Below are 19,864 nucleotides of genomic sequence, written 5' to 3' on the forward strand. Positions count from 1 at the left end.
CAAAGTTCCGAATAATCAGATAGAAAAAGAAACCGCCGTTTTATGACGGCATCCTGCACGACTATCATTGCAACCCACTGACGCTACGATAAAAACGAGGTTTTGATATGTCTGGAAAACATGTGAATTTTGCATCAAAAATCGTGCGAAATGACATCAATGTTTTTCAATATCATTCCCGGAGAAGGAAGTGCCACACTGCTTTTATACGGTGACATCGGTGACGGCTACAAGGTGGAGAGCGGGCGTATCGTCAGTGAGCTCCTGGCCCTGCAGGTGCAATACGACAAGATAGACGTGCGCATCAACAGCCGTGGCGGTGACGTGTTCAGCGGCATGGCCATATACAATGCGCTCAGGCAGTCGAAGAGTGACATTACCATCTATATAGACGGTGTGGCGGCCAGTATCGCCGCCATCATCGCCCTGTGCGGGAAGCCCCTGTACATGAGCCCCTATGCCAAGCTGATGCTCCATAGCGTGAGTGGCGGCACCTGGGGCAATGCCTCGGTCCTGCGCCAGACGGCCGACCAGATGGAACAGCTCCAGGAAGACCTGTCCAACATGATAGCCGGACGCTGCGGCATGAAGGCGAGGGACGTACAAGCCAGGTACTTCGATGAGAAAGACCATTGGATAGACGCGAAGGAAGCAATGGACATGAAACTCTGTGACGGCATTTACGACATGGAGACCACCGAGAAGCAACCTACGACAACGGATGAGATTTACAACTATTTTAATAACCGGCTCGTCAGCGGGCCACAAAACAGACAAGAGATGGCTTTAATAGATGACATCAAGGCGATTCCGTCATTCAGTGACAAGGAAGACGCTGGTGCCATAGTGGCACACATCAAGGCCCTGGAGAACAGGGCGACGAAAGCGGACGCCCTCCAGCGGGTAAATGATGCCTACAAGGCACAAATCGAAAACTTGCAGAAGAAAGAGGTGGAAGCCTTTCTGGACAAGGCGGAATCCGATGGCAAGATAACCAAGGAACAACGTCCGGCAATGGAGAGACTGATGAGCAGTGACCGCCAAGCCACGGAAGAGCTTATCAACAGCATGAGACCGGCTGCACCGGCAAAGCGTGCCGTGGACTTCATCAGCCATGAAGCCGGGAAAGGCGGCTTCGAGAGCAAGACCTGGGACGAGCTCGACAAGGCCGGACAGCTTGGAATCCTGAAAAACACAAATCCGCAGGCGTTCGCAGCCAAGTATAAGGAACGGTTCGGGATAGATTACAACGAATAATAAACAAAAACAGCAAAATAAAATGGCATTAAACAAAGAAATCTGGATTGCCTCCATCGTCGAGAACTTCTACCCTGACAACTCGTTCTCCGCCAAAAGTGTCGATGATTCGGCTTTTGTCAGTTATAAGACCGTACATATCCCGAATGCCGGTTCGCCGTCAGGTGTGGAAATAAACCGTACAAAGAAGCCGGCGGGCGTGAACCAGCGTACCGACAACGAGTTGACCTACGACATGGACGAGCTGACCACAGACCCTATTTATATTCCGAATATAGATACGGTTGAGTTGAACTATGACAAGCGCAACAGCGTGCTCGCCAACGACCGTCAGCAGCTGCAGAAGGTAGCGGCGCAGAACCTTTTGTACCGTTGGGCTAAAGGCGCGAACACGCTGGACACGAGCGGCCCGGCGCGCAAGGCTCACACCTCGGGGACTGCGACGGGCAACCGCAAGAAGTTCACCAAGGCAGTGGTGTCGGAAGCGATGGTGAGGATGAACGTGGATGACGTTCCATCCGAGGGACGTTACATGTTGCTTGACGCGGTGCAGTATGCGGACTTGCTCGATGACCTCACAGACAAGGAACTGTCGGCATTCCAGGCATTGGCCGACGTGAGCAAAGGCGTTATGGGCCAACTGTATGGATTCAGCATCATGCAACGCTCGCAGGTGCTGAGAGTAAAGGCTGCTGACAAAACCGTAATCCCATGGGAAAAAGACGGAGAGGCTACGGAGCTTGCTGCCGGTCTGGCTTGGCAGTGGCAGTGTGTGAGCCGCGCCCTGGGTGATGTTAAGATGTTCTCGAACGAGGATGATCCGCAATACTATGGCGACATCTATTCCTTCTTAATGCGTGTGGGCGGCAGTCCGAGACGCTACGACAAGAAAGGCGTGTATCTCATAGTGGAGGGCACGGCAGAATAATCATAAGAAAAGGGAATAGCTTATGCAATTACCAAGAGTAAAAATACAGTTTCTTAACGGCCAGTTGGGTACCGTCGGCGAAAGCCCCGACGGTCTCATGGCCCTTATCTGCGGAGCGTCCGCCGTGGCCGGTAAACTTGAACTGAATACGGTGTACCGGGTTACAAGTCCCGATGACCTGACGGCTTTGGGCGTGACAGAGACAAACAACGCCACGCTCTACAAGCAAGTGAAGGAGTTTTATGACGAAGCCGAAAGCGGCACAAAGCTCATACTCTATCCTGTTTCCGCCAACATGAAAGTCACAGAGTTGTGTGACTATACGAAGACATCGGAAGGATTTGCCCGTGACCTGATTACACGTCAGAACGGTGCACTTCGCGGCATAGGCGTGGCCGGTCTTAACGCAGGCAGTACCGCAGCCAGCGCCAACGGTCTTGACCCTGATGTGTTTACTGCTCTTCCCAAAGCCCAGCAGCTTGCCGAGTGGGCGACATCAGAACTCTATGCCCCGTTATTCTTTGTTCTGGAAGGACGTAACTATGATGCTTCCAAGGAACTGAAGGACTTGACAGAAGAGAAGTACAACCGTGTCTGCGTTGTCATAGGTGATACCGTCAAAGACAGCAAGGGTGCCTGTATGGGAACCCTTCTCGGCCGCATTGCCTCCATTCCCGTCCAGCGCAATATCGGCCGGGTGAAAGACGGCAGCCTTTTTCCCTTGGAAATGTACGTTGGAGCGAAAAAGATAGAGGAAAGCGGCAACACCATCAGTGCGATTTTCGAGAACGGCTATATCGTACCGAGAAAGCATGTCGGTAGAAGCGGATACTATTTTGCAGATGCTCCGATGGCATGTGACCCGACAGATGACTATGCGTATATGCCAAGCCGCCGTGTCATTGATAAGGCCTATCGTATTTCCTATGACACCATGCTTGAGGAACTCCTCGACGAGCTCGAACTGAATGAGGACGGAACCTTGCAGCATGCTGTGGTCAAGAGCTGGCAACAGACACTGGAGAATGCCATCAACCGTCAGATGACCGCCGGCGGAGAACTGAGTGCGACTGACGGTGAGGGTTGCAAGTGCCATATCGATGCCAGACAGGATGTCGTGAGTACATCAAAAATCGTAGTCACTTTGAAGGTCCGTCCGCATGGCTATTCCCGGTATATTGATGTGAACTTAGGCTTCTTGGTTACAACAGTGTAAAAAAAGCAATTATGGTCAATACAAGAGAATATGAGTGGGCCGATGTGGCGGTTGTCATGGCCGGCCGTATGGTTACCGGGCTCCGTGGTGTGAAATACAGCGTGAAGCAGGAAAAAGAGCTGCTGCATGCCAAAGGCAACAAGCCCCACAGCATCCAGCGCGGCAACAAGACGTATGACGGTGAGATAACGCTTCTCCAAAGCGAATACGAGGCATTGAAGCAGGCGGGCGGCGGTGACATCTTGGATTTGAGTACGGACATCGTTTCGTCTTATGGCAATCCAAGTGCCGGTGATGTAATAACAACGGACATACTGATAGGTGTCGAGTTCACGGAAGACAATACAGAGTGGAAGCAGGGCGACAAGTTCCAGGAGAAGACACTGCCGTTCCTGTTTCTCGACAAGAAGAGTATGTAATGGAATTTATTAAAACAGTGTTCAACAACCATTCAAACAGTAAAAAATGAAATATACAAAAGAACAGGTCTCCGAATGGAAAAGGAAGCATGGCGAAGTCTTCGAGCTCAGTGTGGAAGGCAAGAGCTGCATACTCCGCAGACCGAACCGCAAGGACCTGAGTTATGTGAGCGTGGTCAAAGACCCCATACAGATGAGCGAGACCCTTTTGAAACAGCTATGGGTGGCAGGAGACATGGAGATACAGGAAGATGACGCCCTCTTCCTTGCGGTCATTCCCAAAATGGAAGAAGTCATCAAGGTCAAGGAATCCGCGATAAAAAAACTTTAGCGGATGCCGATGTTCCTGATGCCGAAGAGTGTGACGTACTGTTCTTAAACACACTTTTAAGATATTACATGCACATTGACCCTGACACGCTGAGCGATGAAGAATGGGCATGGACAATCCGGTATCTGATTGACATCCGTAAAATGGAGGCGAAGGCAAACAATGGACAGCGTACTTAAGTTTCTCATCAAGTTACAGGCGGACGGAGGCAATGTGCTGAGCGTAGCCCGGCAGACCTCGAAGCAGCTTGACGAAATATCCCGTAAAGCGAGTTCGACAGGGGCTCGCCTTCGGGAAGCCTTCTCATTCTCCAATTTCAAGGACTCTCTGATGTCCCTGCCGGGAATGCAGTTCCTGGCGAACCCTTATGTCCTTATCAGTGCCGGTATCGGGGCGGTCGCATCCCTTGGCGCACAGGCTGAGCAGACCAGCGTGGCGTTCACCACTCTTGTCGGCAGTGAGAAAAAGGCAGCCGGCGTATTGAAACAAATCAATGAGTTTGCCGCCAAGACCCCATACACGAACCTCGACCTGGTGGACAACGCCAGGACCATGCTGAACTTCGGTGTGGAAGCCGACAAGGTGAACGGCTATCTCCGTCAGCTTGGCGACATCGCCGGCGGGGACAAGACCAAGCTCAGCAGCCTTTCCTTAGTGTTCGGCCAGGTAGCCAGTGCGGGCAAGATGAGCGGCCAGGACCTTCTCCAGTTCATCAACGCCGGTTTCAACCCGTTGAAGGAACTGCAGAAGATGACCGGCAAGACATACGCCGAACTTCAAGACATGATGAGCAAGGGGCAGATCGGTATGGATGCCGTGGCGGCAGCCATCAACCATGCCACCGGTGCCGGCGGAGCCTTTGCCGGTATGAGTGACAAACTCAGCCAGACCGTAAGCGGAAAGTTCTCCACCCTTGCCGGCAATGTCCAACAGGCGGCCGTGGATATTTTCGAGCAAATCAAGCCCATCGTCAATGACATCATGGACCTGTTCCTGTTTATCGTCCCTCCGATAGCATCCGCCCTTAAAGGAATATTTGCCGTTGTAGCCGGTATCATCGGATTCATAACAAGATGGAAAGAAGAGCTGGGACTTCTGGCTGTTGTCGTCAGTGTCGGAACCATAGCCTTTAACTTTCATGCCATAGCCATTGCCGGCATGGTTGGAATCATCAAAGTCGTTACGGCGGTGACAAAGGCATGGGAAGCCGTCCAATGGCTTCTGAACGTTGCACTGACAGCCAACCCGATAGGACTGATTATCACGGCTATTGCCGCCCTCGTGGCTGCCGTTGTCTATTGCTGGAATAAGTTTGCCGGTTTCCGTGCTTTCATTCTGACGATGTGGGACACCCTGAAGGGTTTCGGCAATATCATCAATGAGTATGTCATAGACCGTATAAAGACCCTGCTGAGTGGCATAGGCAAGATTGGCGATGCCATGTCGAAGCTCTTCAACGGAGACTTCAAGGGCGCGTGGAACAGTGCCGTCCAGGGTGTAAAAGACATTACCGGCATTACCAGTGCGGAAAAGGCGTTCAGACAGACAAGGAGACTTGCGTCAGGTGTCAAAGAAGAATATGACAGAAACTATGCCGTTGAGAGTGCCAAAGACAAAAAGGGAACGGCAAAAAACACATCAATAACCACGCCCGGAACCAAGGGTAGCGCAGCCGGAGAGGTCGTCTTTAATGCAGCCACCGGCGGGAAGGGCAAAAAAGGTAAAAAGGGAAGAAAAACAGCCGAGGCATTAGCCACGGGTGGGACGAGAAACACCAGCATAACCATGAACATAAGCAAGTTTTTTGACAACATATACGTGACGATGACCGACAAGACAGACACGGCAGAGCTTGAGCGCATCGTGCTGCAGTGTATGAACAGGGCTCTTGCCATAGCAACCAGTACCGAATAATGAAAACAACAAGATTCATACTCAAGAACATAGCCCTCAGGGCAATGGGACAGACAAAAGTCCCTCCTTACTGGCTGTTCCGTGAAAACAACTTCTACGGTGTCAATACCGGCTATCTTGGAGGCAAGACCATCCCGGACGGCTCGGACTTCAATGTGGAGGATATGAGCGATGCGGAACTCGAGGAAGTGGTCCGTACCAATGCGCTTGGTGTCCCCATGACCATGCCCTTGCGGTTCCAACTGGAGAAATCCGGTGCAAGGGAATGGCTTTTTCCCCTGGAGCCTATGATAAGCCTTAACGGCCAGAACATCATCGTCCGCCGTCATGTGAGCAAGGGGGCCATAAAAGGCAGTATCAAGGAACGCTGGACTCAGGATGACTACACGGTAAGGATAGAAGGTATCCTGATGTCCCGTGAGGGCAAATATCCGGAGGAGGACGTCGCGACGCTTAAGAACTTCTGCGAGGCGGGCCACGTGAAAGCCCTGTGTCCCCTGCTGGAGATTTTCGGCATAAGCCGGCTTGCCATCGAGAGCTGGGACATTCCTTTCACGACGGGACTGACCAACCAGAATTATACCATTACGGCCTACAGTGACGACATATACAAACTGCTGCTCAGCCGTGACGACTTAAATGCGTAAGACCATGTATACGATGACATACGACATAGAGATAGGCGAATATAAGCTGGGCATGCTCGACAAGGTAGAGATACACAGGAGTGTCGAACAGCTGTCAGATACCGCCGTCATAACACTTCCTGCGTCGCAGTACAACAACGCGCTTGAGATAGAAGACAAACTTAAGCGCGGTGACGCCGTGAGCATCATGTTCGGATATGAGGAAAGCGGAATGGAGGGAGAGTTCAGCGGCTGGCTGCAGCGCATCAGTACGGACGGGGGAAACATCAAGCTTCACTGTGAGGATGACATGTTCCTGTTCAGGAGGGAGATGCCGAACGAGGTGTTGAAGAAAGCCACGTTGGAAAGCCTTCTGCACAAGGTGGTCGCCGGGTGCGGGCTTGGTCTGAAGGTGGACTGTTCCTATTCATGGACATACGACAGGTTTGTAATCAACAACGCCACCGGCTACGACGTGCTGAAGAAGATACAGGAAGAATGCGGTGCGGACATGTACCTGTGCAACGGTACGCTGCATGTGCATCCTCCCGGTGAGATGATGGATGAGGAAAGGTACTACGACCTTGCGGTCAATGTCAAGGAGGAAAACCTTACCTATCGGAGGGCGGCAGACAAGAAAGTAAAGGTGGTCGTCAAAGCCCTGCTTCCTGACGGGACTGTCAAGGAAGTGGAGACCGGCAGTACCGGCGGCGAGAAAATAGAGATAAGAAGTCCGACATCCGACGAGGCGGGCATGAGGGCCAGGGGAGAACTGGAGGTGAAACGGCGCACCTTTGACGGCTACGAGGGCAGCATTACAGGATGGCTGATACCGATGTGCCGTCCGGCAGACAGCGTAACCTTACGGGACAAGGACTATCCCTATAAGGACGGGACATATTTCGTGACGAGCGTGACCACGGAATTCTCCAAGGACGGAGGCAAGCGTAAAATTGATTTGGGATTCAGATTAAGTTGACATGAACGAGCATAGCAAATTAAGGGAATACCTGAAACAGGCAGTCGGAGGGGAGAGCATATCCATATACCAGGGTATCGTGAAGTCAGTAACCGGACAGCTCTGCGATGTGGAGATAGGCAATATTGTCATTCCCGACGTACGCCTGAAGGCATCGGAACTGGATGACGACGGGTTGATGCTTGTAACCCCGAAAGTCGGCAGTGCTGTGACAGTCGGCAGCCTGAGCGGCGACCTTTCCCATCTTGTGGTCCTGCAGGTGGACCATATAGATACCATCGTCATCAATGGCGGCAAATTGGGCGGTCTGATTAACATCGGGCAGCTGACAGACAAGATAAACGGACTTGTGGACACATTCAACAAACACACGCATAATGTGACGGTATCCCATCCCGGCGGGACATTTGCGACAGTAAAGCCCGGGACTGCGGCATCCACCTTCAACAAGAGTGACTATGAGGACGAAACCATCAAACACTGACGGATATGAACGGAATACAACTGGCATGGGGCGCGGATGACGGGCAATACCTTGAGCCTGTGGTCAGGAACGGTACACTGGCCGTAGGCGATATCCTGCGGCAGAACCAGGCTCTCATCCTTTCCCTGCACAAGGGAGAACTTAAGGAACGTCCTGCAGTGGGTGCCGGCATCAGTGACATGTTGCTGGACCATGACCCGATATACTGGCGCACGGTCATCAAAGAACAACTGGAAATGGACGGGCAGCGTGTCGGGAGCGTGAAAATCACCCATACAGGCATACAGATAGAAGCAACTTATTAAAAACAGAAAAATATGATTGGAAATTTCTTTGAAAGACTTGGCGAAATCCTTTCCACGGTATGGGGATGGATACTCTGCCTTCTGATGATTCTTGCGGACTATGTGACCGGCTACGGCACGATGGTGAACATAGCGGTAATGGCGGTCGTAATGGACAGTGCGTGGGGTATAGCCTCCAGTCTGAAACAGGGCAATTTCGCATTGAGCGAACTGGCGCGTGACACGCTCGCGAAACTTGCCGTGTACGGTTGTGCCGTCCTGAGTTTCATAGGCATTGACCGGCTCTTAGGTGTAGGAAGCGGGTTGACAACAAGCGTTATCTGCGCCTGTATCGTGCTGGTGGAACTGTGGAGTGCCAGTGCGAGCATGCTGATATGCTTTCCAAAGATGCCGTTCCTCCGGCTTCTGAAGAAGGCGCTTGTGGGCGAGATAGCAAGAAAACTGAGTATAGAACCGGAGGAAGTGGAAAACACCCTTCAAATGATGTGCGGCAATGGGAAGGAACATTAGATACATCGCCGTGCATTGCACGGCAGGAAATCCGAAACAGACGGTAAGAGACCTTGAAGTGATATTCAGGAAGAACGGCTGGAAAAATCCCGGCTACCACTATGTGGTGACCGTTGACGGAAAGATACACCGGATGCTTGACGAGGGCAAGGTCAGCAACGGTGTCCGTGGCTATAACAGCGTATGTATAAACGTAGCCTATACCGGCGGATTAAACGATCTGGACACACGGAGCGATGAGCAGAAAAGGTCGCTGGTGTTGCTGCTGAAGTTATTACGGAAGAAATATCCCAATGCCGTCATTCAAGGGCATCGTGACTTCAGTCCGGACTTGAACAAGAACGGAAAGATAGAGAAGTGTGAGTGGATTAAGGCCTGTCCTTGCTTTGATGCCAAAACAGAATATAAGGAGATTTGACCATGAAGAGGATTGTTAAAATCATGTGTGTTCTGCTGATGTCCGGATTCATTCTTTCCCTGTCAGGCTGTAAGACAAAGGAGAAGGTGAGTGAAATCCATAAGGAGAATGCCCAGACAAGCATGACCGAAACGAAGACTGAAATGTGCCTTGACGAGCGTCTTGAACATGAAAGTTCTGCGGAACAGGTTCTGCAGACGTTTGAAAATGACAGTCTTGTTGAGAAGTTCCGGGAACGCATAGTCGTGGATTCCTGCGGCCGTGTTCTGTTAAAGGATAGCGAATACACCAAAGAGCGTTATCAGGGAAGAGGGACCACCAAAGCAAACAGGCAAGGGAGTGACAATCGGAAGGTAACGGGACAGGCCGGGAAACAGTCGCAGATGGCAACAGACTCTTCCGGTACGGTTATTCGGGAAAACATGGTGAAAACTGCACGACAAACATGCCGATGGTTTTGGTTCCCGGGACTGCTCGTTCTTCTTTTTGCCTGCGGCGCCATCATTTCAAAAGTAATGCGATGAAACAGGTTGTCAAAGACGGGCAGACTTTGGCCGATGTTGCTGTGCAGGAATTCGGTTCCTGGGAAGCCATGATAGCCATCGCACACAAGAACGGTATCAGCATGACGGAAATACCTCAAGCAGGTACGGAACTCACGATGCCGGACGAGGTGTGGAACAGGATGATGCAGAATTACTGCAGGGACAATGACATATCCCCGGCGACCGCCCGTGACCGAAGCGGTTTCCGTCTGAGGATATTCGGTGAAGAGTTTATGGAAACATTCAAATAATGTTGTATGGCAAGGAGTGTAGCGGAAATCAAGAAAACCATGACGGATGCTTTCATGGCCGACGAGACCATCCGGGAGAAGTACGGGCTGAGCGGGCGTGACACTTTTAACGGCAGTTTCTCGAGCGTGAGCCTTGAGAATATTCTGTTTTTCATATTGGCCGCCTGTTATCATGTGCTGGAGATGATGTTTGACCAGCACAAGGCTGATGTCGATGACACAATATCGAAAGCCGTTGTCGCGAGTGTTCCGTGGTATCATAAGATGGCACTTGCCTTTCAGTGGGGTGATTCGCTTGTGCTGAACGAGAATACCTTACAGTACGAATATGCGGTGAAAGACGAGAGCAGACAGGTAGTAAAGTATGCTGCTGTGCGGGATATGGGCACGAACGTGCAGATACTGGTGAGCGGTGATACCGGCGGCCGTCCTTCGGCTCTTCCCGATGACGTGCTGACAGTATTCCGTGAGTATATGAACAGGGTGAAAGTGGCAGGCGTGATACTGAATATAAGCAGCCGTGAGAGTGACCGTCTGATGATATATGCGACTATAACTGCCGACCCTCTTGTCTTCGACGAGCACGGTCGTCTGCTGCGTGACGGCAGCAAGCCCGTCGAGGAGGCCATTGCTGAGCATCTGAAAAACATTGTCTATGGCGGTACATTCAACAAGACCCGTCTTGTTGATGCCATCCAGTGTGTGGAGGGTGTGGAGGACGTGGAACTTGGCCTGTGCTATTACAGAAATTCAGACGGAGAGGACTGGATGGAGGTGACGGGGAATAATTATTCCGGCATGAGCGGAAGCTATGTCGCTGACGGTTTGCCAAATACATTGAGTTATGTGGTACGGGATTGATTTTGTAAAATTAGTGGTGCAGATGCTTCCGCCGCTTCTGCGCAGCCGTTTGCTGGTGGCTTTCCTGCGTGTCCTCACAGTGCCCCTGCGGCATATCCATGAGTTGTTCCTGACGATGAAAGAGGGAACGGATGACAAACTGTCAATAACAGGCAATGTGCAATATTTAGAGAAAGCCTTAAACGACGCTTTTTGTCTGACTGAAGGACAGATACACATAGTGACACCCGTCGAGGAGCGTCGCCCGGCTTTCTATCTGAAGAAAGAGGAACAGTCCCGTATATTCCATACTTTACAGGAAGGTACCGGATACATGGTGCTGTTCAATGGTGAAACCCGCCAGCTCGTGAACTTCACGGTAAGGGTTCCGACCTTCCTCTGTACCTCTACGGAGAGCAAGCAGGCCGACAAATACGGCTGGCGTCACTATCGCATAATAAAGAATATCCTGAACATCTATAAACCAGCCGGGCGGACGTTCGGCATAGAATTGTACGACTATGAATAGAATGAAATTCAATGAAGGCGGCCAGCCGGTATATCTGGATGACCTCCGGCTGTTGCAGGACAACAGCCGGGCAGCGGCAGAACAGGTTTTGTCAGCGATAGGCCGCGGGCGGAGCACAATGTTTCTGGAGAGGCCGTTTTACACTTATACGGAGGATGATGCCGGTGAGTTCGTGATAAAGGTTACCGGTGGGAGCGCGTTTGTCAACGGTGACTTCGTCTCATGGGGAGAAACCGTTGTCCACGATGTCGATTTAAAAGACGACCTGTGGCTGTGCATCCGTAATACGGATACCGACAAGCGTATATTTGATGACGGCCAGCAGCGTGCCTGTTCCGTGTGCCGTGAGGGATACATCAGCGGTGACCCTACGGGTGCGGCAGAGCATTTCAAACTCACAGAGTTGAGGGATATTGCCGATTATATTCAAGAACTTATAAATTATAAGGTGAGTGTATGGAAGGATATCAGCGTAGAGTTTTTTAACGACTACAAAGGAACGGTTAGATATAAGGACATGGATGACTGTTACCGTGTCCAGATAAAAATAAAAAGTACCAATTACAGTAATATTTCCGGAGACCTCATCCTTTTTTATACGGACCAGACATTTCTCCAGTATTTCCATTCCTCTACAAAAGCATCGGTACAGACCGAGAACGGAGTTCGCGGCTGTCATGTCTACGGGTTCGAGGGGACTGTACATCTGGATGTTCAGCTGCCTTTCGATGATGCGGATTGTGCGGCAGCCGTGCCGGTGAACATTATTTTTGAAATACCGAAATAGCAATTCTTATGGAAACGATATACAATCTTCAGAAACGTGCCGATGCGTTGCGTAAAAAGACGCAGACTGGAAGTATAAGCCCGGAGGAAGTCGGGGGACTTCATGCCGACACGTTGGCCTATATAGCCGATATGGAGCAGAGTGCCGACGGTCTTGGCATACGCAAGGTGTACAGGACAAAGGGCGCCATGGAGGCGGACACGGATCCGGTGGGCACGAACGGCAAGGCGCTGCGTTACGGGCAGCTCGTGAGCGTGTACGACCCCGACAATACGGCATCACCGGAAAACGGCAATATCTATGCGTGGCAGAAGCCCGGCTGGCGTCTGATGGGCAACATGGGCAGTATCTACGAGCTGAAAGCAAAAATCGAGGAAGAGGCTGAGACACGCAAGACCGCTGATGACACGTTGACCCGGAAAATAGGTGACCTGTCAAAACATGTTGACGATACTGCGGAAACTCTTCAGGGCAATATAGACATAGAAGAGGTCGGCCGTAACAATGCCGACAAGATACTGGAGAAGAATATAGAGAAGGAACGTACGGAACGCGAGGCTGCCTGTACTGGACTTCAGAGGAACATAACCGGTGAATCCAAAGTGCGCGAGGAGGCAGACGGTAATCTTGCAAAAGCCATAGTCCGGGAGGCAGAGACCCGTACCATGGCATTTGATGCCGTAGACCATAAGTCCGGATTGTCATTGTCCGGCGCGACAGCCCGTTTCGGCGGTATAATCCCCGACCTTGGCGATGACCCGGATTTCAACGGCAGCACCGACGAAAGCTATCCTTCCTCTGATGTCCGGTATTGTGTTTCCCGTAGAGGTTTCGTTGTAAATGATGCCGGCTGGTTTACCGGGTGGAAAGAAAGCGGTCTGTATAACGATTCTTCCGGTACCCTGCTGAAAGACAAGCTGTATATCCTCGGCGGCACTGTATATGCCTGGGACGAAGACAAGGAAGAACTTGCTGAACTCAGCGGCTGCGGTTCCGGCAGCGGGTTCTACAATGTCACCGGTCAGCAGCCACCCGCGAGCGGTTACTACACCAAGGAAACGGCCATTGCTGCCCTTGCAAACGCAGACATCAAGGACGAGGAGAAGCCTGGCATGATACTCACATTTGAAAAATCAGAAGGTGAATGGGAGGACTACCGGTTCATATCCAACGACATCAGGAAATTCCTTATACCTGCAAGCTGGGAGGAGTATGGAGGTGGAAAAATAAAGTCAGTCACGTTAAACGGAAAGACGGTAAATCCGGATGCTGATGGTAATGTCGCACTTGTGACAGACCGGATAGAGGTGGACGAGAGCCTGAATGCGGAAAGCACCAATCCGGTGGAAAACCGCGCGGTAGCCACGAAGATTGCAGAACTGGAAGCCGGCACTCTGTTTGACAACGAGGTGACCGAGAACGATGACAACACCGTGACCATTGCCCTGAAGAGCAAGACGGCAGTCATCACGGAGTTCACCATCCCGGCCGGAGGTGGCGGTGGTGAAGAGAGCGGTGCAAAGATTGTGCTGAACGCGAGCGTGGACAAAACGACCATAAAGGAGGGAGCCCCTGTCAGGCTGACCTACTTCTATGACCACCAGTATATCTCCGGTGACGAGAAGGGGGAGAGCACCGGACAGAAGGCAAAGGTGACGGTACAGGTGCGTCGTGGTGCCACCACGACCTACTCGGAGACCACACAGGAAGTGAGCAGGGGCACATATACGATAGAACTGACGAAATATCTTCTGGTGGGTAACAGTGACATTTATGTGACGGCAGAAACCACAGACCCTACCAGCGGCAAGACACAGAAGAAACAGGCTTATGTGAGCGTGAGAAGTGTGACGTTAAGTCTGTCGAGCAGCTACAACATTGCCGCCGCTATGCAGAACGGAGGTTATGATGTAAATGAAACTGCGGACATCCCCTACACGGTGAACGGCACCGGTACGAAGGTGGTCACCCTCTATGTGGACGGCAAACAGCATAACGCGCATACCGTGACCCGCAGCGGCACGACCAACGGTAGTTTCTCCCTTTCCATGTCCGGCCTGGCTACAGGCAGACACACCGTGCAGATGGTTGCGGAGATGGAGGCGGGTGACGGTCTGGAATTGAGGAGCGAAAGCCTTTACTTCGACATTCTCAAATCCGGAGGAAACAAACCCTACGTGGGTCTGATGATAATCCACAAGGACGGTCGCATCTTTCATGAAGACGACCATCTCACTCCGACAATCGAGACAGGTCAATACGAAAACTGCCAGTTCCGTTTCACAGCCTACGACCCTCAGACCACTCCGGCAAGCATGATTGTCTTGCGCAACGGTGAGTTGGTTCAGACGGTAAGCGTCCCCCGTAAGGCGGTGGCTTATACCAACCGCTTCACCGTGCAGGGGCGACAGGATATGCGGATGCAGGTTGGCGACACAGCCTATAACTTCTACATCGACGTAGTTGACAGCGGCATCGATATCAGCGAGGCCACCTATGGCTTGGCGTTAAAGCTATCTCCTGAGGGACGCAGCAATGATGAGAGCGACCCTGCGAAGTGGGAGTATGACGGTATAAAAACCACTTTTGAGGGTTTTGACTGGCAGAGCAACGGGTGGATGGACAATACCCTGAAGCTGACGAACGGGGCTAAAGCCACCATCGGCTACCGGCCGTTCAAGGACGATGCCGGAGTTACGGGAGCCACTATTGAACTGGAGTTCCGCATGAGCAACGTTCTCGACCGCCATTCGGAAGCCATTACCTGCATGGATAACGGCAAGGGTCTCAGCATCACTTCGGAAGAAGCAAGCATCAAGACTGGCACGCTGTTGAAATACACCAATGAGGACGGCGAGGACGTGACCCGTGAAATCAAGATCGGCACCAAGTTTGCTCCTGACAAATGGTATAAGGTCGCGTTTGTCATCGGCAGGCGCGGTGACGGCCGGCTGATGGAACTGTACGTGAACGGCAACCGCGCCGGAGCGGACATCTACGACAACAGCTATTACTTCCGGCAGGACACCCCTGCGGGCATCACCATTGACAGTGCACAGGTGGATGTGGAGCTGAAGAACATCCGCATCTACAATCGTGCGCTGACCGATGACGAGGAACTGGAGAACCGCATGGTGGATACCGACAGCACGGATGACATGATGCGCCTGTACACCGAGAACGACGTGCTGGGAGCGGCAGGCGACATCGATATCGACAAGCTGCGTGCACAAGGAAAGGGCGTGATGCGCATTGTTCGCAAGGGAGGATTGGACGAGGTCAATGAGACGAACAACAAAAAGACGGACTTTCTTGCCGATGTGTATTTCTACTCTCCTTTCGGCAAGGAGTATGACTTTGTGCTGCTCGACTGCTATATCCGCATACAGGGCACTTCCTCGACGAAATATCCGAGCAAGAATATCCGCATCTATTTTAGCAAGGGCGGTGAGAACCTGAGTTTCGAGATGGGCGGTCTGTCAGACCCGTTGGGCGGCAACAGGTACATGATGCGCCCCGGTGCAATCCCGATGAATCTGTTCTGTATGAAGAGTGATTATTCCGATTCGTCCATGACGTTGAATACGGGTGTTGCAAAGCTCTTTAATGACGTTATGAAAGAACTCGGTTTGTTGACCCCTCCCCAACGTTTCCAGCTGGAAAAAGCGGACGGTGACATCCGTGCTGTCAATATCCGGCAGTCCATAGACGGTTTCCCTATCGATGTGTTCAGTGCAGAGACCGTGGACGGTGAGAATACCTACTTCGGACAGTATAACTTCAACAACGAGAAGGCCGATAGCGGCAGGCTGTTCGGTATGGAGGGCTTGGAGGGTTTCACCCCCGAATGTCCACTGACCTTAGAGACGCTGAACAACGGTGAGAAGGTGTGCCTGTTCCAAAGTTCGAGCGATGCTGACCTTGAGGAGTGCTTTGATGCCGGTTTAGAGACTAACTTCCCAGACGATGTGAAGTGGGCGGGCTTGGACGAAGCTAAACGTGCGGCGTTAAAACGGTGGTTCGGCTGGATTCGTGAATGTGTTCCGGTAAACGCTAACGCCGATGACCTCTCTACTTTCAAAAGTGAAAAGTTCAAGAAAGAGGTGAACCAATATTTCGATGTGAAGCATCTGCTTACTTATTATATTCACACAGACTATTTCGCCAGCGTGGACCAGCGTGCGAAGAACATACTGCTGAGGTCATGGGATGGTAAGATATTATATACAGAATATTATGATGGCGATACGCAGTCAGGCAAGCGCAACGACTGTTTCCTTGTCTATGACTATACCATAGACCGTGACACATGGGATGCGGAGGCCGGTAAATACGCCTTCGAGGGGCGGGAAAGCTGGTTGTGGAACCTTTGCCTTGCCAACCTTTGGGAGGAGATGAAGGAGTGCGCCAATGCTTATCGTCAAGTGATGACCGTGGAACGTGTGCTCTCCATGCTCAATGGCGAGCAGATGGGCAACTGGTGCGACCGTGTGTACAATAAGAGCGGTTACCTGAAGTATATCCGTCCCAACATGCAGGAGACGTATGGCAAGATATGGCCGTTTATCTATGCCCTTCAGGGCAGCAACGAGGCACACCGCGAATACTTTATCCGCAACCGCTTCGCCCTGCTGGACGCGAAGTACGGCACTAACACATTCACGAGTGACAACATCGACCTGTACATGGCGCGCACGGCAAGCGCCCCTGCAGACACGGTTAGGATAACAGCCAACGAGGTGTACGCCTTCGGCTACGGAACAAACAACAGCCCTAATATCGGAAACACGGGTATCGTACAGGGAGGCGACATTGCCACTCTCGACATCGACGGCGCATACACTGTTAACGACCCGTTGCGCATTTACGGTGCAAGCCGTATGCGTGTTCTGGACATGACAGGTGCGTCCGACCGTCTGAAGAACGGCTTCGACCTTGGCAAGTGCAAGGTGCTTCGTGAACTGAACCTGCAATCGTCCGGTTCCGGCAGCACGGGTTGGTGGCTCAACATCGGCAGCTGCCGACAGCTGCGTAAAATCAACCTCCGCAACCAGTCGCAGGCAAAGACCGGTGGCAATACCAGCACCGAACTTGACTTCACGAACCAGACCAGACTGGAGGAACTTGACGCTCGCGGCACGCAGGTGCAGAGCGTGACTTTCTGCAAAGGCGCTCCCCTGACGAAAGTGTCTCTCCCCGGCACGCTTACCGTGCTGAAACTGGAATACCTGGGCAAGCTGACTACAAGCGGTCTGATTCTGGAAAGTTACGACAAGGTTAAAACCCTTATTGTGGACGGCTGTCCCGGCCTGGAATGGGAGACCCTGCTGTCCCGTTGCACCGGTATCGAGCGTTTGCGAGTGACCGGCATCGACCGTGATGATGACGGTACATGGCTAGGCAGGTTTGCAGGCATGGGCGGTGTAGATGCCGAGGGTAACGCCACCGACACTTGCAGGCTGGTCGGTACGGTACGCCTCACCCGTTATATCGAAGATGGAAAATATGAGGCGTTGAAGTCCCACTTCCCGGAACTGAATATTACACTTCCCGAATACACGATGATAGAGTTCGACGATGACGTGTCGGATGATGCCAACGTGAGCAACCTCGACAACAAGACCGGATATAAATATGGCAATACCTATGTTCCCAATGGCCATATATCCTGTATCTCAAGACAACGCCATCGCGTGTTGGCCAAGGTTACCAAAAAGGCGACGACCCGCAATGTCAACATGGCCAATGTCGATACGACGGTGAACAACCTTGACGGCGAGATGACCTACTTTCCGCTGGATGATACGGACAGCAACAAGTATGCTGACGGCAGTGCTGCCAGACTGGATGGCACTGAAGGCGACTGGCTGATGTTCGAGCCGTTCTTCTGGAGCAAGGGTATCAACGACTACCTTAAAAGAAAGCATTACAGCTGCTACAGCAGTAACGGCAAGGACAGGATGCATGCCTGCCCCGCAGCCACGATACAGACATTGGATGACATTAAAGGTACGGACGGCGGCTACCTGGGCGGTCGTAAAATCATGACCGGCAAGGACACCTTGCTGTCCTCCTACAGCACGGATGCGAACTATTCCGTGTGCCGTGTAGACGTTTCCGGTTACCGCCGTGTCCGTTTTCCAAGTGTTCCTGGCACCAATATGACAGGTTCTGTCTTTACAGACACAGAGGGCAACCTTCTGGAGTCTGTTGTCGTTGAGACTTTGAACTGCCGTTTTGAAGCCGGTATGTACCTGATTAAGGATGTTCCTGATGGCGCGACACATTTGTACTTCAGTATTCTCAATACGGCGGAGTTTGACAAGGTCGTTCTGAGCAACAGCGACAGGATAGAAGATATGGAACCCGAATGGGTCGCCAACGACGAGCACCTGTGCGGTGTCGTTGGGAGCAGTATTGTAGGCAGCAAGCTGCGTTCCTGCATCACCGGCGGTTCCACGGCCTCGAATATGTCTTGGAACGACTTCCACTATTACAGCGTTCAGCGTGGCATGCAGCAGATAGATGCTTTGATGCACTTCCGTATCGCCAATTTGTTCTATGCCTTCTATGGTCGCCGGGACAGCCAGTCCCAATGCGGTGCCGGACAGCATACGAACAACCGCAAGACAGGCGGCAGTGCGCCTTACGGCATGACGGATACGATAGGTTACGATGCAGCCCATGCCATCAAGCCGACAGTAACCAACAGCCTTATCGACGGTGTTATTCACCAGTATGCCTGGTACAGGTCGAAGGATGATTATGGTGCCGATACCGTAATCCAGGTGAACAATACCTGTTGTCTGGGTTATGAGGACATCTACGGTAACAAATATGACATGATGGACGGTGTGGACCTTCCCAATACCAATGGCAACCAGGGCAAGTGGCGTATCTGGATGCCGGATGACAGCATCCGCTGGGTGAAGGGGAAGACCGCGAGCGACCAGTACATCACCGCCGTTGCCCAAGGCAAATACATGGATGTGGTCCCCGTGGGCAGCGTGGCCGGCTCTTCGAGTACCCACCACTGCGACAAATACTTGATAAGCACAGCCATAGGCCGTGTGGTCTATCGCGGGTACTACTATGCGTATGCGTATGGCGGTGTGTCGTATGCGTTTGCGAGTTACGATGCCTCGTTTGCGCATACGGATGTCGGCTCGCGTCTGGCCTTCCGCGGCAAAATCGTCAAAGCGCGGAGCGTCGAAGCGTTCAAGGCGATAATCGAGGCTGCGTAAGCGCAAAGCGTGATCGAAGCGAAAAACAGTGCCTTTTGTGTAACAATGAAAGTCCCGGCGTAAACCGGTCGAGAATATTTCAGTGTTGTCGGTTTGTAAAAAAATGTAATAATGAAAGAACGTTTGCCGGGATTGGAATGATTGGATAATGACATTGGCATCGTCTTTTTTCTGTAATTTTTGACTGATAATCCGACCGTTGATGTTTGAATCGGCCGAAAGTGAGTAAATTTGCGTGTTGAAAGGCGGCGTCTCCCAATAGGCCGTGTGGTCTATCGCGG

The 19,864-nt window shown here is 51.9% G+C and carries 18 protein-coding genes; all 18 read left to right on the top strand.

Features of this window, described 5'->3' with window-relative positions; genetic code table 11:
- Positions 1-150 precede the first annotated feature (150 nt).
- The 18 genes from HPS56_RS04880 (at position 151) to HPS56_RS04965 (ending at position 19,583) form a co-directional block, all read left to right on the top strand.
- Complete coding sequence (locus HPS56_RS04880; protein ID WP_172274760.1) at positions 151-1,257, top strand: head maturation protease, ClpP-related; 1,107 nt, start codon at positions 151-153, stop codon at positions 1,255-1,257.
- A gap of 22 nt (positions 1,258-1,279) precedes the next feature.
- The gene (locus tag HPS56_RS04885) at positions 1,280-2,185 is read left to right on the top strand and encodes a hypothetical protein (RefSeq protein WP_172274764.1); all 906 of its coding nucleotides are present in this window, start codon (positions 1,280-1,282) and stop codon (positions 2,183-2,185) included.
- A gap of 22 nt (positions 2,186-2,207) precedes the next feature.
- The gene (locus HPS56_RS04890) at positions 2,208-3,401 is read left to right on the top strand and encodes a DUF2586 domain-containing protein (protein ID WP_172274768.1); all 1,194 of its coding nucleotides are present in this window, start codon (positions 2,208-2,210) and stop codon (positions 3,399-3,401) included.
- A gap of 11 nt (positions 3,402-3,412) precedes the next feature.
- Positions 3,413-3,820, top strand: coding sequence for a hypothetical protein (locus HPS56_RS04895; RefSeq protein ID WP_172274771.1), 408 nt, complete (start codon positions 3,413-3,415; stop codon positions 3,818-3,820).
- Between the two features lie 46 nt (positions 3,821-3,866).
- On the top strand, positions 3,867-4,151 hold the full coding sequence (locus tag HPS56_RS04900; RefSeq protein ID WP_172274774.1) for a hypothetical protein: 285 nt from the start codon (positions 3,867-3,869) through the stop codon (positions 4,149-4,151).
- A 162-nt stretch (positions 4,152-4,313) separates the two neighbouring features.
- Positions 4,314-6,065, top strand: coding sequence for a tape measure protein (locus tag HPS56_RS04905; protein ID WP_172274778.1), 1,752 nt, complete (start codon positions 4,314-4,316; stop codon positions 6,063-6,065).
- Positions 6,065-6,712: a DUF6046 domain-containing protein gene (locus HPS56_RS04910; protein WP_172274782.1), complete on the top strand. Its 648-nt coding sequence runs from the start codon at positions 6,065-6,067 to the stop codon at positions 6,710-6,712. Before HPS56_RS04905 ends, HPS56_RS04910 begins: the two co-directional genes overlap by 1 nt.
- Before the next feature lie 4 nt (positions 6,713-6,716).
- The gene (locus tag HPS56_RS04915; RefSeq protein WP_172274787.1) at positions 6,717-7,670 is read left to right on the top strand and encodes a hypothetical protein; all 954 of its coding nucleotides are present in this window, start codon (positions 6,717-6,719) and stop codon (positions 7,668-7,670) included.
- 1 nt (position 7,671) lies between these two features.
- Positions 7,672-8,154 carry a hypothetical protein gene (locus HPS56_RS04920; protein ID WP_172274791.1) on the top strand — a complete coding sequence of 161 codons (483 nt, stop codon included), beginning with the start codon at positions 7,672-7,674 and terminating at the stop codon, positions 8,152-8,154.
- A 5-nt stretch (positions 8,155-8,159) separates the two neighbouring features.
- Positions 8,160-8,459 carry a hypothetical protein gene (locus tag HPS56_RS04925; RefSeq protein ID WP_216655759.1) on the top strand — a complete coding sequence of 100 codons (300 nt, stop codon included), beginning with the start codon at positions 8,160-8,162 and terminating at the stop codon, positions 8,457-8,459.
- 12 nt (positions 8,460-8,471) lie between these two features.
- Positions 8,472-8,969, top strand: coding sequence for a phage holin family protein (locus tag HPS56_RS04930; RefSeq protein WP_172274795.1), 498 nt, complete (start codon positions 8,472-8,474; stop codon positions 8,967-8,969).
- Positions 8,953-9,387 carry an N-acetylmuramoyl-L-alanine amidase gene (locus tag HPS56_RS04935; protein ID WP_172274799.1) on the top strand — a complete coding sequence of 145 codons (435 nt, stop codon included), beginning with the start codon at positions 8,953-8,955 and terminating at the stop codon, positions 9,385-9,387. Before HPS56_RS04930 ends, HPS56_RS04935 begins: the two co-directional genes overlap by 17 nt.
- A gap of 2 nt (positions 9,388-9,389) precedes the next feature.
- Positions 9,390-9,911, top strand: a complete 522-nt coding sequence (locus tag HPS56_RS04940; protein ID WP_172274802.1) for a hypothetical protein — start codon at positions 9,390-9,392, stop codon at positions 9,909-9,911.
- On the top strand, positions 9,908-10,183 hold the full coding sequence (locus HPS56_RS04945) for a LysM domain-containing protein (protein WP_172274805.1): 276 nt from the start codon (positions 9,908-9,910) through the stop codon (positions 10,181-10,183). The genes HPS56_RS04940 and HPS56_RS04945 overlap by 4 nt, the downstream gene beginning before the upstream one ends.
- Before the next feature lie 6 nt (positions 10,184-10,189).
- Positions 10,190-11,044, top strand: coding sequence for a hypothetical protein (locus HPS56_RS04950; protein WP_172274808.1), 855 nt, complete (start codon positions 10,190-10,192; stop codon positions 11,042-11,044).
- Entirely contained in the window at positions 11,028-11,552 is a 525-nt protein-coding gene (locus HPS56_RS04955) for a hypothetical protein (protein WP_172274811.1), read from the top strand. The genes HPS56_RS04950 and HPS56_RS04955 overlap by 17 nt, the downstream gene beginning before the upstream one ends.
- Positions 11,545-12,339, top strand: a complete 795-nt coding sequence (locus HPS56_RS04960) for a hypothetical protein (RefSeq protein ID WP_172274814.1) — start codon at positions 11,545-11,547, stop codon at positions 12,337-12,339. The genes HPS56_RS04955 and HPS56_RS04960 overlap by 8 nt, the downstream gene beginning before the upstream one ends.
- A gap of 8 nt (positions 12,340-12,347) precedes the next feature.
- Positions 12,348-19,583: a LamG-like jellyroll fold domain-containing protein gene (locus HPS56_RS04965; RefSeq protein ID WP_253952383.1), complete on the top strand. Its 7,236-nt coding sequence runs from the start codon at positions 12,348-12,350 to the stop codon at positions 19,581-19,583.
- Positions 19,584-19,864: the final 281 nt, after the last annotated feature.

Origin of the sequence: Xylanibacter muris (assembly GCF_013166605.1) — a bacterium.
In the GTDB taxonomy this organism is placed as follows: domain Bacteria; phylum Bacteroidota; class Bacteroidia; order Bacteroidales; family Bacteroidaceae; genus Prevotella; species Prevotella muris.